This is a genomic window from Marinomonas vaga, assembly GCF_055388305.1.
Window position 1 is genome coordinate 739,964 of the sequence record NZ_AP043903.1, and the last position, 24,930, is coordinate 764,893.

Genomic DNA, 24,930 nt, shown 5'->3' on the forward strand with positions numbered 1-24,930 from the left:
CATGAGATGCAAGCAGAAGCCACTGACAGCCAACACCTAGCACCAATTAAAAAGCCCATCGTCTTACTAGTGGATGACACACCAGACAACATCGACGTACTAGCAGCGTCTCTGGATAATGAGTACACCTTAAAAGTGGCTGTCCGTGGAGAGAGAGCCCTCATTGTCGCTCGAAGCACACCTAAGCCAGATCTCATCCTCTTGGATGTGATGATGCCGGATATGGATGGTTACGAAGTGTGTCGCCGTCTAAAAGCCGACCCCACTACCGCCAATATTCCCGTGATTTTCGTGACGGCCAAACACGATATCCGAGACGAAGAGAAAGGCTTTGAACTGGGAGCTGTGGACTACATCATCAAACCCATCAGCCCTCCACTAGTGAAGGCTCGAGTTCGGACTCATCTTGCCCTGTACGATCAAAACCGCCAACTCAGCATTCAAGTCCAAAAGCGCACTCAAGCCCTAGAGGACAGCAAACTACGGATCATTCAACATCTTGGTCGTGCAGTTGAATATAAGGACAATGAAACCGGTGCTCATGTGATTAGAATGAGCCAAATCACCCGCCTGATTGCCCAGCAATGTGTGGACGACCTAAATTGGATTGAACGCATCTATCACGCCTCTCCAATGCACGATGTAGGCAAAATCGGGGTCTCCGACACCATACTATTGAAACCCGGTAAGCTGGATGCGGAAGAGTGGGAAATCATGAAAAAGCATACCCTTTATGGGGCCGAGATCTTATCCCAAGACAGTGATCCTATGCTAAAGATGGCCCATAGCATCGCCCTAACCCACCATGAAAAATGGGATGGAACAGGTTACCCCTATGGCCTGACCGGAGACAAAATCCCCCTTGAAGGCCGCATCGTCGCCCTTGCAGATGTCATCGATGCCCTACTGTCTAAACGCCCCTACAAAGAGGCCTGGAGCTTAGAGAAAACAGTTGCTCACTTAAAAGAGCAATCCGGCAAACACTTTGATCCTAAACTGGTTGAACTAACGCTACCCTTAATTCCAGCCATCACGGCCATACGAGCGAAATACCCAGACGAATAGATTTATAGGAAATATTTATCAAGTATTTAGGTATTAACAATTTTATTAATCACCAATATCTCCCTAATATATCAACTGTTGGTAACGCACACAGCGAAACACTTTAAGGAGATAGACAATGATCAATACTCAAATCAAACCATTCAACGCAACTGCATTCAAAAACGGCGAGTTCGTAGAAATTTCTGAAAAAGACGTACTAGGCAAGTGGGCTGTGTTCTTCTTCTACCCAGCAGACTTCACATTCGTATGTCCTACTGAACTAGGCGACGTTGCAGACAAATACGAAGAGCTTCAGAAGCTTGGCGTTGAAGTTTACTCTGTATCTACAGACACTCACTTCACACACAAAGCTTGGCACGACAGCTCTGAAACAATCGGCAAAATCAACTACTACATGGTAGGCGATCAAACTGGCAACATCACAAACAACTTCAATGTGATGCGTGAAGGCCAAGGTCTTGCTGACCGCGCAACATTCTTGATCGATCCAGAAGGTACGATCCAAGCAATGGAAATCACTGCAGAAGGCATCGGCCGTGACGCAGAAGATCTAATGCGCAAAGTGAAAGCAGCTCAATACGTAGCAGCTCACCCAGGCGAAGTTTGCCCAGCTAAATGGAAAGAAGGTGAAGCGACACTTGCTCCATCTCTAGACCTAGTAGGCAAAATCTAATACGCCTCCCAATAGTTGGGCGCCCTGCGCCCAACTCGGGCTTGCCTTCCAGTGCTAGGCATTAAAAGCCCACAACACAACTTTCGAGCTAAGGAACCTCACGCCTCCCTCTCGCATAGAGACAGGTGATGACCTCGCTCGCTCGAAATTTTATTGGCACTGTAATCACTCAACTAAATAAACGGGTTAAATATTATGTTAGACACAAACATGAAACAGCAGTTGGGCACATACCTTCAAAACATCGTTAATCCGATTGAAATTACTGTGTCTATCAATGAGCATCCTAAATCTGAAGAATTACTTGGTTTGGCTCGCGACATTGAGTCCCTTAACCAAGACAAAATCACCCTATTGGTAGAAGAAAACCCACAAGGCCGCGCACCACAAATGGCAGTTGGCCCAAAAGGTGAAGAAGCCCGCGTACGTTTTGCCGGTATTCCAATGGGACACGAATTCACATCCCTTGTGTTAGCACTGCTACAAGCCGGTGGTCACCCATCAAAAGCAACACAAGAGACCCTAGAACAAATTAAAGGCTTGGACAACGAACTTAACTTTGAAGTGTACATTTCATTGTCTTGCCACAACTGTCCAGATGTCGTTCAAGCGGTCAACCTAATGGCTGTATTGAACCCTAAAATTACTGCAACCATGATCGATGGCGGTGTCTTCCAAGAAGAAGTCACAGATCGCAACATCATGGGTGTGCCAGCCGTATTCCTTAACGGTGAGCATTTCGGTCAAGGCCGCATGACCTTAGACGAAATCCTAAACAAAGTAGATACCGGTGCCAGCGAGAAACAAGCAGCCGCCCTATCTGAAAAAGATGCTTACGACGTTCTTGTCGTGGGTGGTGGTCCAGCGGGTGCTGCAGCCGCTATTTACGCAGCCCGTAAAGGCATCCGTACCGGTGTCGTAGCAGAACGTTTTGGTGGCCAAGTGTCAGACACCATGGCCATTGAAAACTTTATCTCTGTGAAAGCGACAGATGGTCCAAAATTGGTCGCAGGCTTAGAGCAACACGTCTTAGATTACGATGTTGACCTAATGAAGACACAGAAAGCGGTACGTGTTGAAAAGAAAGAACTCGTGGAAGTCGAACTCGAAAATGGCGCCGTGCTGAAAAGCAAATCCGTCATCCTAGCCACAGGTGCACGCTGGAGAGAAATGAATGTTCCAGGTGAGCAAGAGTACAAAACCAAAGGGGTTGCCTATTGCCCACACTGTGACGGCCCATTGTTCAAAGGCAAGAAAACCGCTGTAATCGGTGGTGGTAACTCTGGTATCGAAGCGGCCATCGACCTAGCGGGTATCGTAGAACACGTTACCGTATTGGAATTTGGCGATACCCTACGTGCAGACGATGTATTGGTGAAAAAAGCTGAGTCCTTGTCAAACGTGACCATCATCAAAAACGCTATGACCACTGAAGTACTTGGTGATGGAGAGCGTGTGACAGGTCTACAGTACACAGACCGTAAAACAGATGAGTCGCACAAGCTAGACGTTGCAGGGATCTTCGTGCAAATCGGCCTAGTGCCAAACAGTGAATTCTTGCAAGATACGCTGGAATTAACAGATCGTGGCGAGATCGTAATTGATTCTCACGGCCGTACATCGATGGAAGGTGTGTTTGCTGCCGGTGACGTGACTAACGTGCCATTCAAGCAAATCATTATCTCTATGGGAGCTGGCGCAACAGCCGCTCTGGGCGCCTTTGATCACCTGATTCGCAACTAAGCGAATCTCCCCTTTAGATCAAACATGGCGGCTGCCCCCGCCATGTGACTCTCTTCACCGGCTCTCCCTTCGCACTGGGTTAGCCGGTTTTTTTTGATCGCAATTAAAGCGCCATGGGCAATAAGCCAAACGCCAAAAAGCACAACCAAAGTACGGTCGCGACCGCGCCACCAATCAAAAAGTAACGCATCTTGGCTGACATAGGTGCTTTCTCTTCACGCACTGGCTTTGGGTGTTTTTCACGATATTGACCTAGCGCCCCACCCGCTGTGGTCGCCTCAAATGCCCCTTTTACGGCGTAACCGCAGCGCTTAAAACGTTCAATGGTCTCTGGGTCAGATTCCGCTCTCATTAGATCTTCGCGAATTAATACTGTGTATTGCGGCATGAGTAAGTCTCTCGATTAACGCTAATTTTATCGGGACATGATGCTACCATTCTTGCTCCAATTTGGCTTGTATAAAGTCTAAAAATCCTTGAACTCGACGGGGCACTAAAGACTGCCCTGGCCAAACGGCATAAATGTTCACTTCATGTTGTGTGTAGGCCTCTAAGACTGCTTCAAGGTGACCTTGTTCCAAGTCATGACGAACATCAAAGCCAGACTTAAGCACCACCCCAGCCCCCTGTCGAGCCCATTGACGTAATACGCCCCCATCACTCGCACTGCGATTGCCGGAAACGGCAACGGAGAAAGTCTTCCCCTGTTTCGAAAAGTGCCAATGAGACTGGGGCTCACCGGGTCGAGCCAATACCAAGCAGTTATGTTGTTGCAGGGCTTCAGGCTGATCCGGACGGCCGTGCTCATCCCAATAACTTGGCGCCGCACATACCTTCCTGTGATCCGTCAACAAACGACGGGAGCGAAAACGCGAGTCGGTTAATGGCCCCATACGAATCGCTAAATCAAAATGTCCTTGCACCAGATCATCCATGCCGTCACTTAAAATCAGTTCAAACCGAACTAAGGGATGCAGCAAAAGAAATGCATCAATCAAAGGCGGTAAGTGATGACGACCAAAATCATTAGTGGTCGTTAGTCGAATGGTACCCCTCAAGGGTCCCTTATCTGCGACCCGCTCAAAACTGTCGTCCACATCGTTCAAGATCCGATGGCAATCCAATAAAAAGCGCTCACCTTCCGGCGTTAAGCTCATTCTCCGGGTTGTCCTGACCAGCAAACGACTGCTCGCCTCAGCTTCTAGGGATTGCAGCGCTTGAGTAATGGCCGCCGGGGCAACATTTCGCTGGCGCGCAACAGCCGCCAAACTACCGAGCTCAACAATATCAACAAAGGTTTGCATGAGATGCAGTCGATCCATGGGAATATCCTAGAAGCCTCATAAAGATTATTAAGTTTAATCTAAATAAAGCATTCATTTACGCCTCATTTATTCAAAAAATTAGGATGCTTAAACTGATCTTAAATCCATTGAAAAGGAGACGAGTCATGACAAGCACCACACCAATCACCCAATTTGATCCACAACATTCAGTTTTAAAAGGTAAAAAGATTTTTGTCATTGGCGCAGGGTCCGGCATGGGCGCTGCCATCGCAAAAATGGCGGCTGCAAAAGGCGCACAAGTGGCTTTGGCAGGACGTACCGCCAGCAAACTACAAGGGACGGCCGAAACCCTCTCCTCACCAGCACTCGGCCTCTACTCCTTAGACGCATCTGATGGCCAGGCTCTTGAAGCGGCCCTGTCTGAGCAAGGTCCTTGGGACCACATCATCAATACCGCGGCCGACCTGACATTTAAACCCTTCATTGAGTTGTCTGATGATGACATTAACAAGATGCTGAATTCTAAATTTCATACGCCAATCAACATTGCTCGAAGCGCCAACAAACACCTAAATGCTCAAGGCAGTGTGGTGCTTTTCTCCGGTTTAGCGGCCTACCGCCAAGGAGAAGGTAGCTCCATCGTCGGCGCATTAAACATGGCACTTGAAAGTCTAGTAGCAAACCTTGCCATCGAAATGAAGCCCAAACGCTTTAACGCGGTATCCCCGGGTGTCGTCGATGCAGGAAGCTGGGACTTTTTAACGGAAGCGGACCGCCAAGCCATGTTCAAGGACGTTGCAGGCGGCTTACCTAGTGGACGTGTTGGCCATGTGGATGACCTTGCCCATGCTGCCATCAGTTTACTGGAAAACGGCTTTATTACCGGCACAGTACTCAACGTGGATGGTGGTGGTCGTATTGCCTAGGAACACCGCCAAACATCTTATATAAGGAGGACATATGAAATTCTTAATTGCTGGAGCCAGTGGTGTCACCGGTTATGGCGCCACCCAAGTACTAGAACACGCCCATCTAGACGTAATCACTTTGTCGCGCTCCTCCAGCGGCCCGAGCAAGGGCATTCATTTGCAGGCGGATCTGCTGGATCGTGAAAGTTTAATGGCTCACCAAGACACCTTGAAAACAGTGACCCATGTATTCTATGCGGCATTAAAGCCAAACGATGACGCCCTCACAGAAGCCCAAGAAAACGGTCAAATGATGGAGAACCTCGTTGAGACCTTGTTGCATGTGGGAGCACCACTGGAGCGGGTTATTTTTCTCCAAGGCGGGAAAGTCTACGGCGCTCACTTGGGTGTTTATAAAACCCCTGCACGCGAAGATGATAGCCGACACTTCCCGCCAAACTTGTACTTTACCCAAGAAGACTATGCCCGCACCTTGCCCCAAAGAGGCGTGCAATGGACCGCCCTGCGACCTGACATTGTCATTGGACATTCGTTAGGGTCTGCCATGAATCTTGGAAACCTGATCGGTGTTTATGGCAGCCTTTGTCAGCAAATGGGACTGGCCATGCAATTTCCAGGTCCTGCCCAAGCCTATGAAGTATTAGTCAATATTTGTGATGCCGAAGTGCTCGGCCAAGCCGTTCTATGGTCCGCGCTGGAGCAAAAAGATGGGGCCTACAATGTCACTAATGGGGACCAATTCCGCTGGAAACATGTCTGGCCAGCGCTGGCCAATTGGTTTGGTTTAGAAGTTGGAGAGCCCCAACCCATCTCCTTAGCCCAACGATTGGACCGCGCCAGTTCTGAAATGTGGCAACAGCTCGCAACAGACATGGGGCTAGCAGAAAAAGACATCACCCAACTTGCGTTAGGAGGGTTCGGTGACTTTATTTTTCACGTCCAAACGGATGCTGTGTTTGACGTCACCAAAGCCAGACAAGCGGGCTTTCAACACATGACCAAACGGTCGGACGACACCTTGATCGACCACCTAAATAACATGGTGAAACGGGAACTCATCCCTACGCAGCAGCCATAGTAAATATGGCAACAATCAAAGGGAGCCTATAGCAACAGGCTCCCTAACGTTTAATGTCCCGTTCAAATCGCCTTTCCCTAGGTGAGTCATCCGTCATAAAACTTCAACACCTCTTCCCTATGATCGTCCCTTCTTACCCTGTACAGGATGTCATAGGAGTTTTTATGCTACGCAACGTTTGTATGATCACATTGATAGGATTGTCGTCTTTCGCTTCAGCAACCGAAGCGACCAAGTTTACCGCTGTCCTGAAAGAGCACGCACAACTACCCGCCAATACCTTTGTTCTTCCTCCTGATTCGGCCCCGAGCTACTTCAACCATTCGGGTCGATTTACTGCCAAGGACAACCAGCGGGTCGAGCAAAACTACCATATTTATCAACCAGCCACGGGCTTGGCCTTACCCTTCCCGGGCCAACCTATTCAAGGCTTCTCTGGAATTCGAGCAATTGACCATGACCACTATCTTGTCTTAACAGACAATGGATTTGGCCGTGCCATCAACTCTGCGGACGCCTTGCTCATGTTCCATAAGGTCCAAGTTGACTGGGACACAGGTCGAGTTAACGTACAGGAGACCATTTTTTTAACGGACCCAGATCGTAAAGTCCCCTTCCCGATCACGGATGAAACCAGCCCAGCACGCTTCCTTACTGGGGCAGACTTTGACCCAGAGTCGATTCAGCCCACGGAAGATGGTTACTGGATCGGGGATGAGTTCGGTCCTTGGCTCATTCATGTGGACAACAAGGGAGTGGTTCAAGATGTGATCGCCACTCACGTAAACGGCACCCATTACGCCTCGCCCGATAATCCGTTTCTGCTCATGCCGAACCCAAATGAGAAATCACCAGACGTCATTACCATGCGTTCTGGGGGATTCGAAGGCATGGCCATTTCAGCAGACAAGAAAACCTTGTATCCCCTACTCGAAAAGCCCATCTATGATGTAACAGCGGGCAAACCTGAAACCGTCAATGGCCAGCCAGTGTTGCGCATGTTGTCATTTGATCTTGATAATAAAACATGGGGTGATCAGGTTCTTTATTACCCATTGGAGAACCCTCGCCATGCCATTGGTGATTTCAATATGATCGATGATCACCGGGCGCTTATTATCGAGCGCGATAATGGCACTGGAGATCCTAGGGAAAACTGGTCGAAAAATCCTGCTAGGTTTAAACGTGTTTACTTGGTGGATTTAGACCAAGTAAACGATCAAGGCGTTATCCGTAAACTTGCCTACATCGACCTAATGGACATTCAAGACCCCAATAAGGTGGCCATTAGAGGCACCATTGATGGCATCTTCACCTTCCCATTTTTCACCATTGAGAACGTAGATCGTATTGATGAGCATCATATTGTTATCGCTAACGACAACAACTACCCCTTCTCAGTTGGCCGTGAGCAGGGGCGGGTGGATGATAATGAAATCATCGTTCTGGACGTGAGGGACTTCCTGCAAGCCAAGTAATCCAGTGCTATTCACCCAGTTCATGGGCAACCGCATCCGGTGACGCCAGTGTGGTTTGCACAAACGCTTGGATAGCACTGGAAGGGTTATCCTTTCGAGAAATCAAATAGGTGGGTGCGTGGGCAATGTCCCGCTCCACCGTTTGTACCGTCAGGCCTTCGGTTTGGTGCAATGCGAGAACGGAGCGCGGCACCATACCGATCCCCATACCAGCGATCACACAGCCGATCATGGTGAAATGATTAGGAATCTCGATGACCCTCTCACAGGTGTGCCCTGTACGTTTCAACCAGCGCTCCAAACGATGACGATAAGAACATCCCTTATGGTATCCCACCATCATCAAGGAGCTGGGCAGTGATTCCCGCTGAGCCCACTCTGTTGGCATAATCAACACCAGCTCTTCGTCAAAACAATGAACACTCTCTAGACGCTCGTCTTCAGGTGGATCTGACGCCATGACCAAGTCCAGCTCCCCATCCAACACCTTCTCTATCAGGGGCATGGATGCCGTCGTCATAAGCTCCAACCGCACGGCAGAATAAGTCTGATGAAAGTCAGACAAGATCTTGGGCAAGCGGGATGCCGCACTACTTTCCATGGACCCTAAGCGCAACAACCCAGCAGGTTCCGCTTGGGTCAGCTCCGCAATAGCGCTCTTTTGCAGTTGTAGGATTTTGTCGGTGTAGTCCAACAGGCGCAGTCCTGCTGATGTCACCGACAAACGGTTATTCTCCCGCAAAAAAAGATCTACATTTAGCTCTGCTTCCAGCTTTTTTAAACGGGCCGTCACGTTAGAGGGGACTCGATGTAGGGCTTCGGCGGCGCGACTCACCCCATTGTGCTCAACAACTGCTTTAAAGACGGTCAGATCAGAAATGTCCATCGGCACACCTTTTCATTATTTGTGAATAAGTATTTCTTTATTATTCATTTTTAATGAAAGAAATCCACCCCTATACTGTAGGAAAGTTAATCAACAAGAGGATGCTATTTATGACTCACTCAAGCACTTCCCCGTCCTCACTACCTACTTCTGGACTGCTGTATGGACTGGCAGCGGTAGCGATTTGGACAGGATTCATATTGGTTTCAAAAGCTGGGGCATTAGGCGCGCTGGCCATCCCTGACATGATCATGGTGCGCTTTGGCACCGCCTTTGTATTGTTTTCACCCTTTATTTGGAAGCATCGTAAGGTGATTTTTCAATGGCGTATGTTTGCCCTAGGCAGTATCGGTGGATTGGCATATGCCTTGTCTGTGTTTAATGGTTTTGCCAATGCGCCCGCAACCCATGCCGCGCTGTTACTACCGGGGTTGATGCCCATTATGATTGCGGTGTTCGCCTATTTTGTCGCAGGGGAGCGGCACAGCCGCGCCTCTTGGACAGGCATCATTGTCAGCAGTTTGGGGATTTTGGCCCTATTGGTTGAGACCTTTTGGCACGGTGCTTCCTATTGGCAAGGGGATTTAAGCTTTGTGTTGTCCTGTGTGTTTTGGGCCACTTTCACTGTATTACTACGCCGTTGGAAGTTTGCCCCTTGGCACGCCACATTAGGCATCATTGCAGTGACGACCTTGTTGTTCACCCCTGTTTATGCGCTCTTTTTACCCCATAACTTGGCGGCGACACCTTGGGAAATGTTGGCGCTACAGGCGTTTTACCAAGGCGTCATGGCCACCACCATACAGATGGTGTGTTATGGCCGGGCAGTACACCTGATTGGCGCGACTAAAATGGGGGGGTTAATGGCACTGGTGCCAGTCTTTGCAAGTGTTTTGGCTATCCCTATGTTTCAAGAAGCATGGACACCAGGTTTGGTGATCGCTCTGGTAATGATTTTAGTGGGGACTTTAATCAGCAACCTGTCTTTTGCACCGATACAACGCTGGCGAAAAGTCAGTTGCAGCGCTTAACTTCAAAAGAGCCGCCAGTTTAATCACTAGGCGGCTTTTTCTTGGTGACGGTAATAACGCAAATAGTAGGTTCCACCGATGCAGAAGGCGAGCATACCAAAGACCGCCCCCACCCCGATGGACCATCGAGCCCCTATGGTATCCGCCACCCACCCCACAAAGGGGGCTCCTAAGGCAGTGCTGCCCATCATGGTCGCTAGGACAATGGCCATTACCCGTCCACGATAAGCTCGAGACGTAGAGGTTTGCATAAAGGTATTAGAAGATGTGGTGAACAACTGCAAACTCAAGCCGAGAACTATCAAGAGCCCAGAGAAGGTGAGGTAATTCGGACTCCAAGCCACAAGCACACTGGCCATGGCATAGATTGCAGGCAAGCAAACCATAAAACCAAAGTTGGGTTTGGGTCGGCTGGCGGTAATCAAAGCACCGCTAATAGAGCCAATCGCCATCATGGAGATCAATAAGCCATATTGCCCTGCATGGCCACCAAACACATGAACCGTCATGGCAGATAGGTAAACAGAAAAGTTCATCCCCAACCCACAGACCAGAGAAGACATGACTAGCATCACAATCATTTCACGGTGGGCCCCCAAGTACCGGAAGCCATCCAGAAAGCCCATTTTGTGGCTTGTCTCACGCTTGGTTTCACAGCCTGCTAGAGAGCGGCCACCTAGGATCACTAGAGCACTCAATAATGGAATGAAGGACAATAAGTTGATCATAAACACCCAGCCAGCACCCACGAGGGCGATGAGCAAGCCAGCTATCGCAGGACCAATTAAGCGGGCCGAGTTGAAAGACACTGAGTTTAGGGCCACCGCATTAGGAACTTCATTTTCAGACACCACATCTGAAACAAAGGCATGTCTGGCAGGTGCATCAAAGGCAGCGACTATCCCCAAAGCCAGCGCACAGGCATAAACATGCCACAACACAATCATGTTAGTAAGCGCCAACACACCAAGTATCAGCGCCAATATAGCCATACATATTTGGGTAGTAAGTAATAACTTACGTCGATCTAATCGGTCAGCAGCCCAGCCCGTTAGGGGAAGTAGCAGAATCTGAGGTAAAAACTGAAACATGACCACTATCCCCACCGCCGAGGCATTCTGGTCGGAGAGATCGGCAATCACAATCCAGTCTTGCGCAGTGCGTTGTAGCCAAGTACCTATGTTGGAAATGAAAGCACCAATCAGCCAAAGGCGATAATTGGAATTAGCTAATGCGCGAAAAGTGGTGGGTAGTTGCATGGGGCGCTTTGATCGATCCTGTCATAAGTGAGGCACTATTGAAGCAGGTTCTCAAAATGCTGCAATGGGCATCACAATTTTTCCCTATATGACGCCCATTACCTAAAGACAAAATCAGTCGACAAGCTCCACCACAAGGTCACTACTAATGTCCTCAATGGCTGCCTCTAGGGCTTCAAGAGATACATTTTCAGGTAGGGTAATTTCTAGCTCGGCCTTAAACAGCATTTCAGAACTCATCGGCGCAGGCTCACAGTAGCTGTTCAAATCTCTGACACTGGCTCCCAAACCACTGAGGGTTTTGGCTACTTCGCGAACGATACCAGTACGATCGTTGCCCATCACAGAGATCACTGCCGTTTCACCCAGTTTCGCAGCATGAACTGCTTTTTCAGCGGTCACTTTTAAGCCAACCGTAGACAACCCTTGCAGAGCCGCCACCAAGGCCTCCTCCTGATCTAGGGGCACTTCTACGGTCACAATCCCAGCAAACTTATCCGCTAAGTGGGCCATGCGGCTTTCGCTCCAGTTACCCTGATGGGCCACCACCACATCAGACAATGCCTCGACTAAGCCTGGACGGTCATCACCAATTACTGTTAACACCAGATGTTGCGTCATAAAGTCATCCTAATTGTTTTTTTAACTATCTTGTTCATAACACCCTGAGCTGCCTTAGGAAAGCTGTCAATGTCGGGCATCAGAGTATCTGACTGTATTCTCATTTTTATGACAAACTGACAAATTTTGCCAATAAACTTGATGATTCACTTACACTAGACTTTGCGTGAAAAATAAACGATTCTAAAAGCATGGAAAGTAAGTAGGGGTAAAGATGAAGGCTTTCACGGTTCTAATCGTTGATGATGTACCCGACAATATTGATATCCTACGCAAGGTGATCTCCCCCCTTGAATGTAAGGTGTCCGTTGCGACCTCCGGGGAGCGCGCATTAACTATTTTAGAGCAACTCACACCAGACCTTATTCTACTCGACGTCATGATGCCGGGCATCAGTGGCTTCGATCTATGTCGTTTGCTTCGTAAAGACGAACGCTTTGCCGATACCCCTATTATCTTCGTCACTGGCCGCACCGATGACATCAGCCAAGGCTTCTCTGTCGGCGGCAACGACTACATCACTAAACCGATCAATGCTGATGAAGTCTCAGCCCGTGTTCAGCATCATAAAGAACGCTACTTACTACTACAGCAACTACGTAGTTTAAATTCCGAGTTAGAAGAACGTGTTCGCCTGCGTACGTCTGAGCTGGTAACGGCGAACAAACAATTGCGTGAAGAAATTAACGAACGACGCTACATGCAGGATCGCTTAAAGTATCTTGCTGAGCACGATTTTGTCAGTCGCACTTATAATCGCACAGCACTGGAATCTTATGTGGTTGATATCATCAGTCAGCCCCCAGAATCTTTTACCCCTTCTTATTACCTTTCCATCGATTTGTCCCGTTTTCGAGTTGTGAACGAGAGCTGCGGTCTGATTGCAGGTGATGAGTTACTCAGCGAAGCAGCCGAGCTGATCTCGACTATTTTGGGCCATAAAGCTTTTGTGGCACGTTTAAGTGGCGACAGCTTTGCGGTGGTGTACCCAACCCAAGATCTGCAAGCCATCACCTCTCTCGCCAACCAACTGTTTAACGAGTTCGAACGGTTTACGTTCATTTGGGATGATCGCAGCTTTGACGTGGGCACCACTATTGCTGTGGTTAAGATTGATGAAAGCGTCACCTCCTTTGATCAGATACTGATGTTGGCGGACGATGTCATGTACAGTGCTAAACGCTCTGGCGGGCGCTGTGTTCGCTATCTCAGTGATTTAGTCAGCGACTGTAATAAAAAGGACAGCCGACAAAACTGGGCATTACGCTTGATCGATGGTATCAAGCATGACCATTTCCGCGTCTTCTTCCAACAGATTCATCCTTTAAGTGCCAAACAAAGTGGCATGCGTTTGGAAGCCTTAGTTCGTTTATACGCACCAGATCAAGGCACCTTACTGTTTCCAGACACCTTTTTATACGCCGCAGAGCGATACCAACTCATTGCTGACATTGACCGTTGGATGATCCGCAAGGTGGCGGAGTTCTTATTTGACAACCCAAGCCTCTACCAGCGCATCGATAATGTGTCCCTAAACTTGTCCCCTTCCACTTTACGAGATAAGTATTTGGTGGATTATGTGTGCGATGTGCTATCTAAATACCGAGTAGATCCGCGGAAGATTTGCTTTGAGGTGACAGAGACAGAACAGATCATTCATGTGAGCCAAACCTCGAACATCCTCCAACAGCTAAAAGAGCTAGGCTGTAGCATCGCCATAGACGACTTTGGTAGCGGCTATTCGAGCTTCAGCTATCTGCGCGAGTTCCCCTTTGACTACATTAAGATCGATGGCATGTTTGCCAGAGAGGTAGAACACTCCGAATCCAGCATGGCCATGGTTCAGTCTATCCAAGATGTGGCTCAAAAACTCAAGAAACCCTGTGTTGCTGAGTTTGTGGAAAACGAGGCTCTCGCCACCCGCTTTACCAAAATGGGCATCGAGTGGGGCCAAGGCTATTATTTCCATAAACCAGAAGAAATGACCGTGGAAAACGTTCAAAGGTGCTTGCTTGGGACTCAAGAATGCATCGATGCCGATTAACACTTTCTCTTTTAATCACGGGTTTATTGCTCGCACTCACATCCATGGGTGCGCAAGGCAAAACATTTCAAATCACCCCTAAAGAACAAGCTTGGATCGACGATCACCCCTACATAATTTTTGTGGGGGACCCAAATTGGCTACCTTTTGAAGCATTTACCGAAGACGGCCAATACATAGGGATTGTGTCCTCCTTCTTAAAGAAGTTTACCCAAGACACTGGCATCAATATCGCTTTTCGTCCGACAGCCACCTGGCAAGAAAGCTTAGATGTGGCCTCAGAAGGCAATGCTGATGTGATCTCTGACGTATTGGGCAGTGCAACCCTTTACGCTACCCACACGTTTACCAAGTCCTATATCACCAACAATCTGGTACTGATTTCAAACACCGTAGGTGTCCCCATTTCAGATATAAACGAACTGAGTGATGCCAAGATCGGCCTAATTAAGGGTTACGGCTATACTTGGGAACTGTACGAGCGCTACCCAGATGTGAGCTTCGTAGAAGTGGACAACATTCAAGAGGGACTTGAGGCCTTAGAGAACAAAGAGTTCAATTACCTCGTTTCAACCTATGCACTGGGGCAGTTTCAGCTATCAGCTTTAGGAAAATCAGGCCTACATCTACGGGGACAACTCGACGTAGAAACCTACCTAGCATTCGCTGTACGTAAAGACTGGCCTGAGCTAGTAGAGATCTTTAATCGCTGGATCAACTCCCTTTCCCCGGAACAACGCTATCAGATTGCAGAAAGCTGGTATCTGGAGAACACAGACTTTTTCTCCTACGAAACGGTAAACTGGACCTATGTGGCCTGGTTAATCGTGGTCATCTTAGTTCTGCTTGGCTTGATTGCCTACGGGATTCATAGTCGTTCTACCTTACGCCAACATAAACTACGATTCGAAACGGCCTTGGCCGCCATCAATGCGGTGGAATGGAAGATGCCTCGGGAGTCAGCTCGACTCGATGTACCGGAAGGGTTTACCCACATTCTCCCAGAACGCAAAACAGCGCCAACGACCTTAAACGAACTCATTGAAATGATCACCCTTGAGGATCAGGAGCGTGTTTATAATGCCTTTCGCAACGCCCGTTTATCGGCAGATGGCTTGATCAACATTGAGTTTCGTATAAACACCCAAACCACCTGTTGGCTGGCGTTAAAAGGCAGTGCGATTAATGATTTTGGTAAGCCCTATCTGGCAGGAACACTCGAAAACATCTCTTATCGTAAACAGGTCGAAGCAGAAAAAGGCCGCACCGATAAGCTGATCGCATTGCTCTTTGACGCCATTCCAGATCTGATATTTTTAGACTTATTTGAGCCCCAAGATCAGATATCTAATAAAGCCTATCGCCGGTACTTTGGTGACCAAAGCGTTTCTGACACCCTGTCTCCAGAGCAACTCGAAACGTGGCAAAAACAGCAGGACACCCTGATCAAATTTAAACATTCTTGCCACTTTGAAAGCTGGCTGTCTCCGACAGATGCAGCCCAAACTTATTTTAGTATTTTGCGGGTGCCCTTTATTGACGACCAAGGTCAGGTTATTGGCATACTTTCGGTTGCCCGAGACATGACCGACCAATATCTGCTGCAACAGGAGCTTCAAGAGGCCAAACACCTTGCGGATCAGGCGAACACAAGTAAAACAGTATTCCTAGCAAACATGAGCCATGAGATTCGCACGCCATTAAATGCCATCTTAGGATACTCACAAATACTCACCCAAAGTGAGCACCTAAATGAAGAAGAATCCCGTCAAATCAATCGTGTACATCTAGCAGGTCGCCGTCTACTGGGATTGATCAACGACATCCTTGACCTCTCTAAAATTGAAGCAGGTAAGCTGCAATTCAACCCTGAAAAAGTCTCTCTACGCCAGGAACTAGAAGAGCTACTCGCTATTCACCGTCAACGGGCCCAGAGCAAAGACCTCGCTTTTAAAGAAGATATTAAACTCAGCAAACAAGACCATGTGACAGTGGACCGCACGAAACTAGGTCAGATCTTACTTAACGCCATTGATAACGCCATCAAGTTCACCGAGTCCGGTAGTGTCCTGTTCAAAGTGGAATACAAAAATGGCCAATTGCTTGCCACAGTGACAGATACTGGGCCAGGCATCAGTCAAGATGAACTGGACACCTTGTTTCAACCCTTTAGCCAAGGAACCAGTGGCAATATTAACGGTGGTACAGGGCTTGGCTTGGTTTTATCACGCAGACTGGCGACTGCCATGGGCGGCAGCTTTAATCTGAGCAGTGTGGTAGGACAAGGCACCACGGTAACGATCCAAATCCCAATGGAATTAACAGTAGAGAAGGAAGGCAGCCTACCGCAGCGGAACCAAAATTGGCGCTTAGCAGAAGAAGAACCTAAAGTTGCCTTAATCATTGAAGACGACGAACTCAGCCGAGACCTGTTAAAGAACATCTTGGGGCGTATTGGTTTTAATACCCTTGTGGCGGAGGATGGGGAACAAGCCCTAGCCATATTAGAAAAGACAGACGTTGTTCACATGGTATTCAGTGATATTCGTATGCCAAATATGGACGGTTTAACACTCATTCATCACATCCGCTCTCAACAGCACTTGGCTAACATTCCAGTGGTGGCAGTCACCGCCTCCAGCTTTGAACATGAAAAACGTTACTACCTAAAAAATGGCTTCTCTGATTTTGTTCCAAAGCCAGTGGAGCTAGAGCAATTATGCCGAGCGATTAAGAAAGTCTTCAATATGACCTTGGCGTCTCCCCCCCCTACTAAAGAACTTCCGTCCAGAACCCAAGACGATCGTCTTCCCCCCATGACTGAAATCACTGCTAGCGAAGAGCAAGCCTTGGTAGACAGATTTACCCATGCTTGCCAGCTAGGGGATGCAGATGAAGCCTTATTTTATCTCCACAAACTTCAAGAAACCTCTATAGCTGCCAATAAGTTAGATATAATTAAACAAAGCTTAGAGCATTACGACTTCGACGCAGCCTTGGCTGTTGACCTATACTGACTAGAATTAGAATTCTATTTTTCATTTGGTACCCGTACTAAGTCGCTCTCACATGGATTAAAGACGCCCGATGCCACCAAAAGATTTCTCACATATTGAGCAAAAAGACGCGGTAGACTTACTCTACTACAACATGAATACGGGGTTGGCGAGTACCTTTCTGGCCGCCACCATTTTCGTGTTTGCCTTTCCCCATGGCGGGAGCTTAGGAACACTACAGTTTGGCTGGTGGATGGGCATGTGTGCACTCTTAGCGTTGCGCGGTATCGACATGTTGTACTACTACCGCCGTGTGCGTCATTCAACCAGTGACTTTGAATATGGTCGAGCGTTTGCCCGATTTACCATTGGCATCCTATTAACCGCCGTGTTTTGGGCGAGTTACGCCCTGTATATGATTCCCCATGCCTCTGTGCCCGAAGTCGCTGTGTTCAGTATCATCCTCTCTGCCTTCGCTGGGGGCGCAGCCAATCTACTCTCTGGCTCCCGCACAATATCGATTTTGTATTCGAGCATTTTGACCATTCCGTTCACCATCGCCTTAATTCTCGCCGATGAGCCGTTTTACAACACCCTCGGCCTACTTGCTTTGACGTTCGCTATTATCATGCTTCTAAGTGCTAATAAGTCTGCCCGTTTCACGGCTAAGGCCATCCACCTCAAGCATCAAAACGATCACTTACTGGCTCATATGGAGCATGAGGTCGTTAAGCGGACAAAAGAAATTTATTCTCTCTCCAACTCTGATCCCCTGACAGGCTTATACAACCGTAAAGCCTTTGTGGAAAAACTGGATTACCGATTGCTGACCCAACCCAACATTAAGCAAGCAATCCTGTTTATCGATTTAGATGGTTTTAAAACCATTAATGACTCCCTCGGTCATGAAATCGGAGATCATGTGATTCGAGAAGCTGGTAAACGTATTCTTCAGAGCAGCCATGCGAGCGACCTAGTCTGCCGCTGGGGCGGTGATGAGTTTCTGTTAGCACTGGAACAAAACGATCAAGTGATCGAAAATGCCCAAAAGCTCATAGAAACCATTTCCGAACCCTATCTAATGGATGGTTCTAAACTCTCCATTGGTGCCACCATAGGGGTATCGTATTACCCAGCCCATGGCAATGATCACGAACGCCTGATACAGCGCGCAGACATGGCCATGTACCATCAAAAGCGCGCCCAAAAAGGTGGCGTTGGCATCTTTGATGAATCCCTACGGGAGCAATTACTGCGGGAAATCCGCCTGCGTGATCATCTTGAAAACGCCATCCATCGCCACGAACTGTTTCTCGTTTTTCAACCGATTCTGGAAGCCAAGACCAACCGCATCGCCGCCGTGGAAGCCCTATTGCGCTGGCGTCTAGATAATGAATACATCCCACCGGATGAATTCATTAACATTGCCGAACAGTACGGTTTTATTAAACCCATTGGCCTTTGGGTGCTCGGTGAAGCCTGTATGGCAGGCAAACGTTTGCAACAACTGGTACCGGATTTGTCTGTCTGCGTTAACGTTTCCATCCAACAATTACTGGATGAAAACTTTCCAGAGGATGTGAAAGCCACCCTAGAGCGGACAGGTTTCAGACCTGAAAACTTGCACTTAGAAATCACAGAGTCTCTATTTGCCCACGACAAACACCGACTCATTGAGAACATCTCTCGCCTCAAAAAAGTGGGCATTGAGGTCTCCATTGATGACTTTGGCACCGGGTACTCCTCTTTATCTGTGATGCAAGAATTCGACGTGGATCTGGTTAAAATCGATCGAACCTTTATCTGGACTATGGATCAAGGAGGTCGCGCCATCGTCGAAGCGGTATCTCAAATTGCCTCCTCTTTTGGCTATCAAGTAGTGGCCGAAGGGGTTGAGACCGAGGAACAAAAACAAATCCTCACGGACATGGGCATCGATTATTTGCAGGGCTATCTCTTCCTTCACCCGGTGACAGAAGAAGAAATGGTGGAGCATCTCAACATTCAGGCAAGTTAAAGATAGTCCTAACTTGCCCTAGAGATATAACAAAGAAGCAGATCAGTTTACGCAATTCATCCCCAAAGGTTGCCTTGAAGTTCGACGAAAATGACTTAATTTAGTGGGTATCTATCCACAAATTACGAGTTTTGTTATGTCTAATACTATCGATCTACTGAACTGGCGCTATGCCGCCAAAAAAATGGATGCCAACAAATCTGTTCCACAAGAAAAGGTTGACCGCATTCTTGAAGCCATCCGACTATCTGCTAGCTCTAGTGGCCTACAACCTTACGAAGTGTTTGTGGTCACCAACAAAGACATCCGCGAGCAAATCATGCCCCACGCTTGGAACCAGCAGCAAATCCTAGACGGCTCTCACCTACTGGTTTTCGCTGCTTGGGACAACTACACCGAAGATCGCATCAACATGATGTTCGACTTAGTGAATGATGAGCGCGGCTTCACCAACGAAGGCTGGGAAGCTTACCGCAAAATGATCCTTAACACTTACCCTCCACGTGACCCTGAAGTGAACTACGCCCATGCGGCACGCCAAGCTTACATCGGCTTAGGCTCTGCTCTGATTGCAGCCGCTGAAGAAGGCGTCGACAGCACACCAATGGAAGGCTTTGATCCGGAGAAAGTTGACCAGATCCTTGGCCTAAAAGAGCAAGGCCTACGCTCCGTGATCATCCTACCTTTGGGTTATCGAGCAGAGGAAGGCGACTGGCTAGTGAACCTGAAGAAAGTTCGCCGCGCCAAAGAAGACTTCATCCGAAACGTGGATTAATCGCGTAACAAACGATAACAGGGGCTCTTTTTGAGCCCCTGCTTGTCTAGGGGTTAATGACTGACAAAAAGGATCACACCATGATGAAACGACTGCTTCCACTCACTGCACTGGCCGCTCTGCTCAGTGCCTGCTCTTCTAATTCAGATTGGCGTACCGCCAGCCGTGAGCCAGCGGGCATAGCTCCAAATCCTGCGCAAGAGCCTGAAGCCGTGGTAGAAGTCTATGGTGCGGACGCCTTTAGCTGGCGCGGCTGGTTCGCCATTCACACATGGATCGCCACCAAAGAAGCTGGTGCGTCTGAGTACAAGGTTCATGAAGTGGTTGGCTGGCGTGTCGAACGGGGGCAACCAGCGCTCTACTCTTATACTACCGCCACACCGGATCGATACTGGTTTGGAGCGCGTCCGGAAAAGATTCAATCCATTACCGGTGAACGTGCGGCTCAAATCATTCCAAAGATCGAAGACGCCATCGCCCATTACCCATGGGCCGATGAGTACACAGTCTTTCCGGGACCAAACAGCAACACCTTCCCCGCTTGGGTTGGTTTGCAAGTACCTGAACTAGAGCTAGATATGCCGTTTCGCGCCATCGGCAGCGGTTACGCTGACTAGGCACTAGGAAGGAGGCAAAACACCAAGCTTAATGCTTGGTGTCGCCTGGGTTTGGGATAAAGTTAATTACCACAGATTCCACTTCTGGCGCAGCAGAATGAGGCTGGTTCACACGAGTGGGGATTTCTTGGGGCTGAGCTTGCACCACGGTGGATTGCTCATCGGTATAGCCACAAGACACACACTCACGAAACTGCTTTTCTGCCTCATCATCACGCCATGCGCGAATCTTATCCATCTCATTACAGCGAGGGCACACGGCCCCCGCAATAAAACGTTTGGTCGTCATCACCTACCTCTTAAGCTGCAATACCACTGTGGCGTAGCAGCGCATCGACACTTGGCTCACGACCACGGAACGCTTCAAACAATTCCGCAGCGGGGCGTGAACCACCATTTGCCAATATGGTATCACGGAAGTGAGCACCGGTTTCAGTGTTGAAGATGCCATCTTCTTCAAATTTAGAAAACGCATCCGCAGATAATACTTCCGCCCATTTGTAGCTGTAGTAACCCGCCGCGTAGCCCCCAGCAAAAATGTGCGAGAAGCTGTTTTGGAAACGGTTAAACGCTGGCGGAATGGTCACCGCCACTTGGCTACGCACATCGTCTAAGATCTCCTGCGCCTTGATGCCCGTCTGGTATTCACGGTGCAAACGGAAATCAAACAAGGAGAACTCAAGCTGGCGCACCATCTGCATGCCCGACTGGAAGTTCATCGCAGCCAGCATTTTATCCAACAGATCCTGAGGCAGTGGCTCACCCGTTTCATGGTGTCCTGCAATGTGTGCTAGGGCTTCTGGCTGCCAGCACCAGTTTTCCATAAACTGACTTGGCAACTCTACGGCGTCCCACGCCACACCATTGATACCAGATACGGAAGACACTTCCACTTGAGTCAGCATGTGGTGCAGACCATGGCCAAACTCGTGGAACAAGGTGGTCACTTCATCGTGGGTAAGCAGCGCAGGCTTATCACCAATCGGTGGCGTGAAGTTACACACTAGGTAGGCAACTGGTAGCTGCAAACGACCATCGTCTAAACGGCGGCGCACGCGACACTCATCCATCCAAGCACCACCACGTTTACCTTCACGGGCATAAGGGTCTAGGAAGAAGCGCGCAATGTCTTCCCCATCTTTAGAGATGGTAAACAGCTTCACGTCTTTGTGGTAAGTGTCAAAGTCAGACTCTTCACGAATGTCCACACCAAACAGGGTTTGCGCTGTGTAGAACAAACCAGAGGTCACCTTGTTGATCGGAAAGTAAGGGCGCAGCACTTCTTGAGAAATAGCGTATTTCTTCTCACGCAGTTTTTCCGCGTAGTAGCCCACGTCCCAAGAGTTCAATTCCTCTACACCATGCTCCGCTTTGGCGAAGGCTTTTAGATCCGCAAGATCCGCTTCAGCAGACGGTTTAGATTTCACCGCTAGGTCATTCAAAAAGTCGATAACCTGCTGGCCGTTTTCAGCCATTTTCGTGGCGACTGACAACTCAGCGTAGTTATCAAAGCCTAAGATCTTTGCCATTTCATGGCGTAACGCGAGAATCTCATCAATCAATGGCGCATTATCAAACTTACCCTCATTGCTTTGCTCTGACGCACGGGTGGCGTAGGCCGTGTACATTTCTTCTCGCAGGGCTTGGTTGTCCGCGTAACTTAACACCGGCAGGTAGGACGGAATGTCCAAGGTAAATAACCAACCTTCCTGCTCTTTCGCTTCTGCCATTTGCTTCGCTTGGGCCAAGGCGGATTCTGGCAGACCTTCCAGTTCACTTTCATCGGTAATTAACTTGCTCCAAGCGCGGGTAGCATCCAGTACGTTTTCACCAAACTGACTGCTTAACTCAGACAAGCGTGAGCTGATCTCCCCATAGCGTTTTTTAGCATCACCTTCTAGACCCACACCGGATAATTCAAAGTCGCGGATCGTTTGCGTTAGTGCTTCCGTTTGCGCTGGGGTTAAGGTTTTGGCTTCTTCACTTTCCGCTAGGGCTTTGTAGGCTTCATAGAGCGCCTTATTTTGTCCCAGCTCCGTGTAATACTCGCTCAATTTTGGCAAACACGCATTGTAGGCTTCACGAATCTCAGGGGTATTTTGTACTGAGTTCAAATGACTCACGGGTGACCAGAAGTGTCCTAGACGGTCATGAATCTCATCCAATGGCGTCACTAGGCTAGCCCACGTCGGGGCGCTATTTTTCGCCACTACCGCTTCGATGTCTGCACGGTTCTTTTCTAATAGAGCTTCAAGGTCTTTGGCGATGTTAGCCGGTTCAACCTTGGAAAACTCAGGCAAGCTTGTGGCATCCCATACGGATTGTGTCATATCGTGTTATCCTTTTTTGCGTCAGCGAGATGCTCTAGCACCTCGTCAAAAATTTTAGTACTGACATATAAGATATGTGGTCTTGGCGCTTTTTCAATGGTGTTGCGTCGATCACTTCCATAGCTTTCATTAATGCTGCACCTTGAGTGCTAAGGTCGAGTCAAAATGGTTATGAAAACGTTTCGCGGTCACACGCCAAAACTGGGGCAACGGGTCTGGGTTGACGACAGTGCAGTCCTGATTGGCGACATTGAAATAGGTGACGACAGCTCAGTTTGGCCTTTGGTAGCCATTCGTGGTGACATGCACCGCATTCGTATTGGCCAACGCACCAGCATTCAAGACAATTCCTGCTTACACATTACCCATGCCAGCAGTTATAAGCCAGAGGGCCACCCACTTCACATTGGCGACGATGTGACCGTCGGGCACATGGCCATGCTCCACGGCTGCACCATTGGTAATAAAGTGTTAGTGGGAATGGGCACCACCATCCTAGACGGTGCCGTGATCGAAGACGAAGTCATCATAGGTGCAGGCTCGTTAGTGCCTCCGGGTAAGCGCTTGGAGTCCGGCTATCTGTACATGGGCTCTCCCGTAAAACAAGCACGTCCTTTAAGCGAAAAAGAAATCGAATACTTCCAATACGCTGGCTTAAATTACGTGAAGCTAAAAGACGAGTACCTAGCTGAAGCAGCGAACACCTCGTCACCAAGCGAGTAATATTCGATAACTTTAAGGCGCTTAACTTTTTTTAAATTTTTTCTGCCGCAAAGTGTAATAAATACTCGGCTTGAGACGTCTAGTTGGCTACATTGCTAATTAACGTTTACGACAAGCCGAGATTTAACATGACACAAGCCCTATCTCGCTCCACCGAACCCAGCAACGGATACATCTTCCAGGACACCGTCTTTATGGAAGGTCTGCGCCAGCAAATGTTTAAATTTGCCCTGTTACAAGTACGTAACGAAGCCATCGCTGAAGATGCAGTGCAAGACGCCATGCTCTCCGCCTATCAAAATATTGAACGCTTTAACCGACAAGCAGCTCTAAAGACGTGGGTGTTCGCCATTTTAAAAAACAAGCTGATTGATATTTTGCGCAAGGAGAAGCGCTATACCAATGCCAGCTCTCTAGAAGAAGGCCGTAACAGTAATGGTGAAGCCCTTCTCGAAGAGTTGTTTACCGATAATGGACATTGGCAAAAGCACGAACGCCCACAAAAGTGGGATGAGCCAGACCATGGCATTGAAAGTCAGCATTTCTGGCGCATCTTCGATGCCTGCCTCGATGCTCTGCCGGCAAAATACAGTCGCTTTTTTATGATGCGAGAATTCCTCGAGTTGGACACCAATGAGATCTGTGACAACGAAGACATAAGCGTCAGCAACTTAAACACTACGTTATTCAGAGCGCGCCTGCGCTTACGTGAATGCCTTGAGAACAACTGGTTTCAAGAGGAGACAACAACATGATTCGCTGCATCGAAGCCACACAATTACTGTCCGAAAAACTCGACCGACCATTGTCGAAAAAAGAAAAGGTTAATCTGGGCATTCATACGGCCATGTGTCCCGCTTGTCGTCAGTTTGGCAAACATATGCTGATCTTACGGGATGTGAGCCAACGCTATGTGAGTCAAACTGGAGACAGTGAAGATCAGACTCCAAAAGACCGTTAAATACCTCTCAAAATCCCCCTAATCTGGCGGGCGGTGAAAAAATATTCAGTTTTTTTCACCGCCCCTGTAAGAAGCCAACCCCTCCCCCGTCAAACGAAGGTAACTAACAAAAACGTTTCCTTTGGAGGATCCAGATCATGTCTACTAAAAACGCTTCTCTTGCTCTAGCACTTGGTACTGCGGTGGCTCTGTCTGCGGTTTCGATGCCAGCTCAGGCTGCCAGTAAAGAAAAATGCTACGGTGTTGCCCTAGCGGGCCAAAACGATTGTGCGGCGGGCCCAGGCACCTCTTGTGCTGGCACTTCCACTATGGATTACCAAGGTAACGCATGGAAACTGGTACCAGCAGGTACTTGCATGGACATGCCTTCACCGAAATCCCCAAGCGGTCACGGCAAACTGGAAGCCTTCTAAGG

At 48.6% G+C, this 24,930-nt stretch carries 23 protein-coding genes; 16 read left to right on the top strand and 7 right to left on the bottom strand.

Annotated elements, in window-relative coordinates; translation table 11 throughout:
• Positions 1 to 6 precede the first annotated feature (6 nt).
• The 3 genes from ACZ5DR_RS03395 to ahpF all read left to right on the top strand — a co-directional run bounded on the left by ACZ5DR_RS03395 (position 7) and on the right by ahpF (position 3,484).
• Positions 7 to 1,065, top strand: a complete 1,059-nt coding sequence (locus ACZ5DR_RS03395; RefSeq protein ID WP_377365879.1) for a response regulator — start codon at positions 7 to 9, stop codon at positions 1,063 to 1,065.
• Positions 1,066 to 1,183: 118 nt separating this feature from the next.
• The gene (ahpC, locus tag ACZ5DR_RS03400) at positions 1,184 to 1,741 is read left to right on the top strand and encodes an alkyl hydroperoxide reductase subunit C (RefSeq protein ID WP_377365878.1); all 558 of its coding nucleotides are present in this window, start codon (positions 1,184 to 1,186) and stop codon (positions 1,739 to 1,741) included.
• Positions 1,742 to 1,936: 195 nt separating this feature from the next.
• On the top strand, positions 1,937 to 3,484 hold the full coding sequence (ahpF, locus tag ACZ5DR_RS03405; RefSeq protein WP_377365877.1) for an alkyl hydroperoxide reductase subunit F: 1,548 nt from the start codon (positions 1,937 to 1,939) through the stop codon (positions 3,482 to 3,484).
• Between the two features lie 103 nt (positions 3,485 to 3,587).
• On the opposite strand, the gene ACZ5DR_RS03410 is transcribed toward ahpF, so the two are convergent.
• Positions 3,588 to 3,872: a hypothetical protein gene (locus ACZ5DR_RS03410; protein ID WP_377365876.1), complete on the bottom strand. Its 285-nt coding sequence runs from the start codon at positions 3,870 to 3,872 to the stop codon at positions 3,588 to 3,590.
• Positions 3,873 to 3,915: 43 nt separating this feature from the next.
• Positions 3,916 to 4,806, bottom strand: coding sequence for a LysR family transcriptional regulator (locus ACZ5DR_RS03415; RefSeq protein WP_377365875.1), 891 nt, complete (start codon positions 4,804 to 4,806; stop codon positions 3,916 to 3,918).
• A 128-nt stretch (positions 4,807 to 4,934) separates the two neighbouring features.
• Here ACZ5DR_RS03415 and ACZ5DR_RS03420 point away from each other — a divergent pair, with 128 nt between their 5' ends.
• From ACZ5DR_RS03420 to ACZ5DR_RS03430, 3 genes are all read left to right on the top strand, one after another.
• Positions 4,935 to 5,696 carry an SDR family oxidoreductase gene (locus tag ACZ5DR_RS03420; protein WP_377365874.1) on the top strand — a complete coding sequence of 254 codons (762 nt, stop codon included), beginning with the start codon at positions 4,935 to 4,937 and terminating at the stop codon, positions 5,694 to 5,696.
• Positions 5,697 to 5,730: 34 nt separating this feature from the next.
• Positions 5,731 to 6,777, top strand: a complete 1,047-nt coding sequence (locus ACZ5DR_RS03425) for an SDR family oxidoreductase (RefSeq protein ID WP_377365873.1) — start codon at positions 5,731 to 5,733, stop codon at positions 6,775 to 6,777.
• Positions 6,778 to 6,941: 164 nt separating this feature from the next.
• Positions 6,942 to 8,255, top strand: a complete 1,314-nt coding sequence (locus ACZ5DR_RS03430; protein ID WP_377365872.1) for an esterase-like activity of phytase family protein — start codon at positions 6,942 to 6,944, stop codon at positions 8,253 to 8,255.
• A 7-nt stretch (positions 8,256 to 8,262) separates the two neighbouring features.
• Here the strand turns inward: ACZ5DR_RS03430 and ACZ5DR_RS03435 are convergent, their stop codons facing one another.
• Positions 8,263 to 9,141 (bottom strand): LysR substrate-binding domain-containing protein, encoded by an 879-nt coding sequence (locus ACZ5DR_RS03435; protein WP_377365871.1) that lies wholly within the window; start codon positions 9,139 to 9,141, stop codon positions 8,263 to 8,265.
• A 110-nt stretch (positions 9,142 to 9,251) separates the two neighbouring features.
• Here ACZ5DR_RS03435 and ACZ5DR_RS03440 point away from each other — a divergent pair, with 110 nt between their 5' ends.
• A complete protein-coding gene (locus tag ACZ5DR_RS03440; RefSeq protein WP_377365870.1) occupies positions 9,252 to 10,172 on the top strand; it encodes a DMT family transporter in 921 nt (306 codons plus the stop codon).
• A 26-nt stretch (positions 10,173 to 10,198) separates the two neighbouring features.
• On the opposite strand, the gene ACZ5DR_RS03445 is transcribed toward ACZ5DR_RS03440, so the two are convergent.
• Both ACZ5DR_RS03445 and ACZ5DR_RS03450 read right to left on the bottom strand, forming a co-directional pair.
• Complete coding sequence (locus ACZ5DR_RS03445) at positions 10,199 to 11,431, bottom strand: MFS transporter (RefSeq protein WP_377365869.1); 1,233 nt, start codon at positions 11,429 to 11,431, stop codon at positions 10,199 to 10,201.
• Between the two features lie 114 nt (positions 11,432 to 11,545).
• Complete coding sequence (locus ACZ5DR_RS03450) at positions 11,546 to 12,052, bottom strand: glycine cleavage system transcriptional repressor (RefSeq protein WP_377365868.1); 507 nt, start codon at positions 12,050 to 12,052, stop codon at positions 11,546 to 11,548.
• A 214-nt stretch (positions 12,053 to 12,266) separates the two neighbouring features.
• Here ACZ5DR_RS03450 and ACZ5DR_RS03455 point away from each other — a divergent pair, with 214 nt between their 5' ends.
• From ACZ5DR_RS03455 to ACZ5DR_RS03475, 5 genes are all read left to right on the top strand, one after another.
• Positions 12,267 to 14,096, top strand: a complete 1,830-nt coding sequence (locus tag ACZ5DR_RS03455) for a two-component system response regulator (RefSeq protein ID WP_377365867.1) — start codon at positions 12,267 to 12,269, stop codon at positions 14,094 to 14,096.
• Positions 14,078 to 17,113, top strand: a complete 3,036-nt coding sequence (locus ACZ5DR_RS03460) for an ATP-binding protein (protein ID WP_377365866.1) — start codon at positions 14,078 to 14,080, stop codon at positions 17,111 to 17,113. The genes ACZ5DR_RS03455 and ACZ5DR_RS03460 overlap by 19 nt, the downstream gene beginning before the upstream one ends.
• 70 nt (positions 17,114 to 17,183) lie before the next feature.
• A complete protein-coding gene (locus ACZ5DR_RS03465) occupies positions 17,184 to 19,109 on the top strand; it encodes a putative bifunctional diguanylate cyclase/phosphodiesterase (protein ID WP_377365865.1) in 1,926 nt (641 codons plus the stop codon).
• 136 nt (positions 19,110 to 19,245) lie between these two features.
• Positions 19,246 to 19,884, top strand: a complete 639-nt coding sequence (locus ACZ5DR_RS03470) for an NAD(P)H-dependent oxidoreductase (RefSeq protein ID WP_377365864.1) — start codon at positions 19,246 to 19,248, stop codon at positions 19,882 to 19,884.
• Between the two features lie 80 nt (positions 19,885 to 19,964).
• On the top strand, positions 19,965 to 20,501 hold the full coding sequence (locus ACZ5DR_RS03475; RefSeq protein WP_377365863.1) for a DUF3750 domain-containing protein: 537 nt from the start codon (positions 19,965 to 19,967) through the stop codon (positions 20,499 to 20,501).
• A 28-nt stretch (positions 20,502 to 20,529) separates the two neighbouring features.
• Here ACZ5DR_RS03475 and ACZ5DR_RS03480 read toward each other — a convergent pair whose 3' ends face one another.
• Together ACZ5DR_RS03480 and prlC are read right to left on the bottom strand one after the other, a co-directional pair.
• Positions 20,530 to 20,790 (bottom strand): YheV family putative zinc ribbon protein, encoded by a 261-nt coding sequence (locus ACZ5DR_RS03480; RefSeq protein WP_377365862.1) that lies wholly within the window; start codon positions 20,788 to 20,790, stop codon positions 20,530 to 20,532.
• Between the two features lie 10 nt (positions 20,791 to 20,800).
• Positions 20,801 to 22,831, bottom strand: coding sequence for an oligopeptidase A (gene prlC / locus ACZ5DR_RS03485; protein ID WP_377365861.1), 2,031 nt, complete (start codon positions 22,829 to 22,831; stop codon positions 20,801 to 20,803).
• A 165-nt stretch (positions 22,832 to 22,996) separates the two neighbouring features.
• Here prlC and ACZ5DR_RS03490 point away from each other — a divergent pair, with 165 nt between their 5' ends.
• The 4 genes from ACZ5DR_RS03490 (at position 22,997) to ACZ5DR_RS03505 (ending at position 24,928) form a co-directional block, all read left to right on the top strand.
• Positions 22,997 to 23,554, top strand: a complete 558-nt coding sequence (locus tag ACZ5DR_RS03490; protein WP_464543856.1) for a gamma carbonic anhydrase family protein — start codon at positions 22,997 to 22,999, stop codon at positions 23,552 to 23,554.
• A 128-nt stretch (positions 23,555 to 23,682) separates the two neighbouring features.
• Positions 23,683 to 24,309, top strand: coding sequence for an RNA polymerase factor sigma-70 (locus ACZ5DR_RS03495; protein WP_377365859.1), 627 nt, complete (start codon positions 23,683 to 23,685; stop codon positions 24,307 to 24,309).
• Positions 24,306 to 24,515, top strand: a complete 210-nt coding sequence (locus ACZ5DR_RS03500) for a zf-HC2 domain-containing protein (protein WP_377365858.1) — start codon at positions 24,306 to 24,308, stop codon at positions 24,513 to 24,515. The genes ACZ5DR_RS03495 and ACZ5DR_RS03500 overlap by 4 nt, the downstream gene beginning before the upstream one ends.
• 137 nt (positions 24,516 to 24,652) lie before the next feature.
• Positions 24,653 to 24,928, top strand: a complete 276-nt coding sequence (locus ACZ5DR_RS03505) for a BufA1 family periplasmic bufferin-type metallophore (protein ID WP_377365857.1) — start codon at positions 24,653 to 24,655, stop codon at positions 24,926 to 24,928.
• Positions 24,929 to 24,930: the final 2 nt, after the last annotated feature.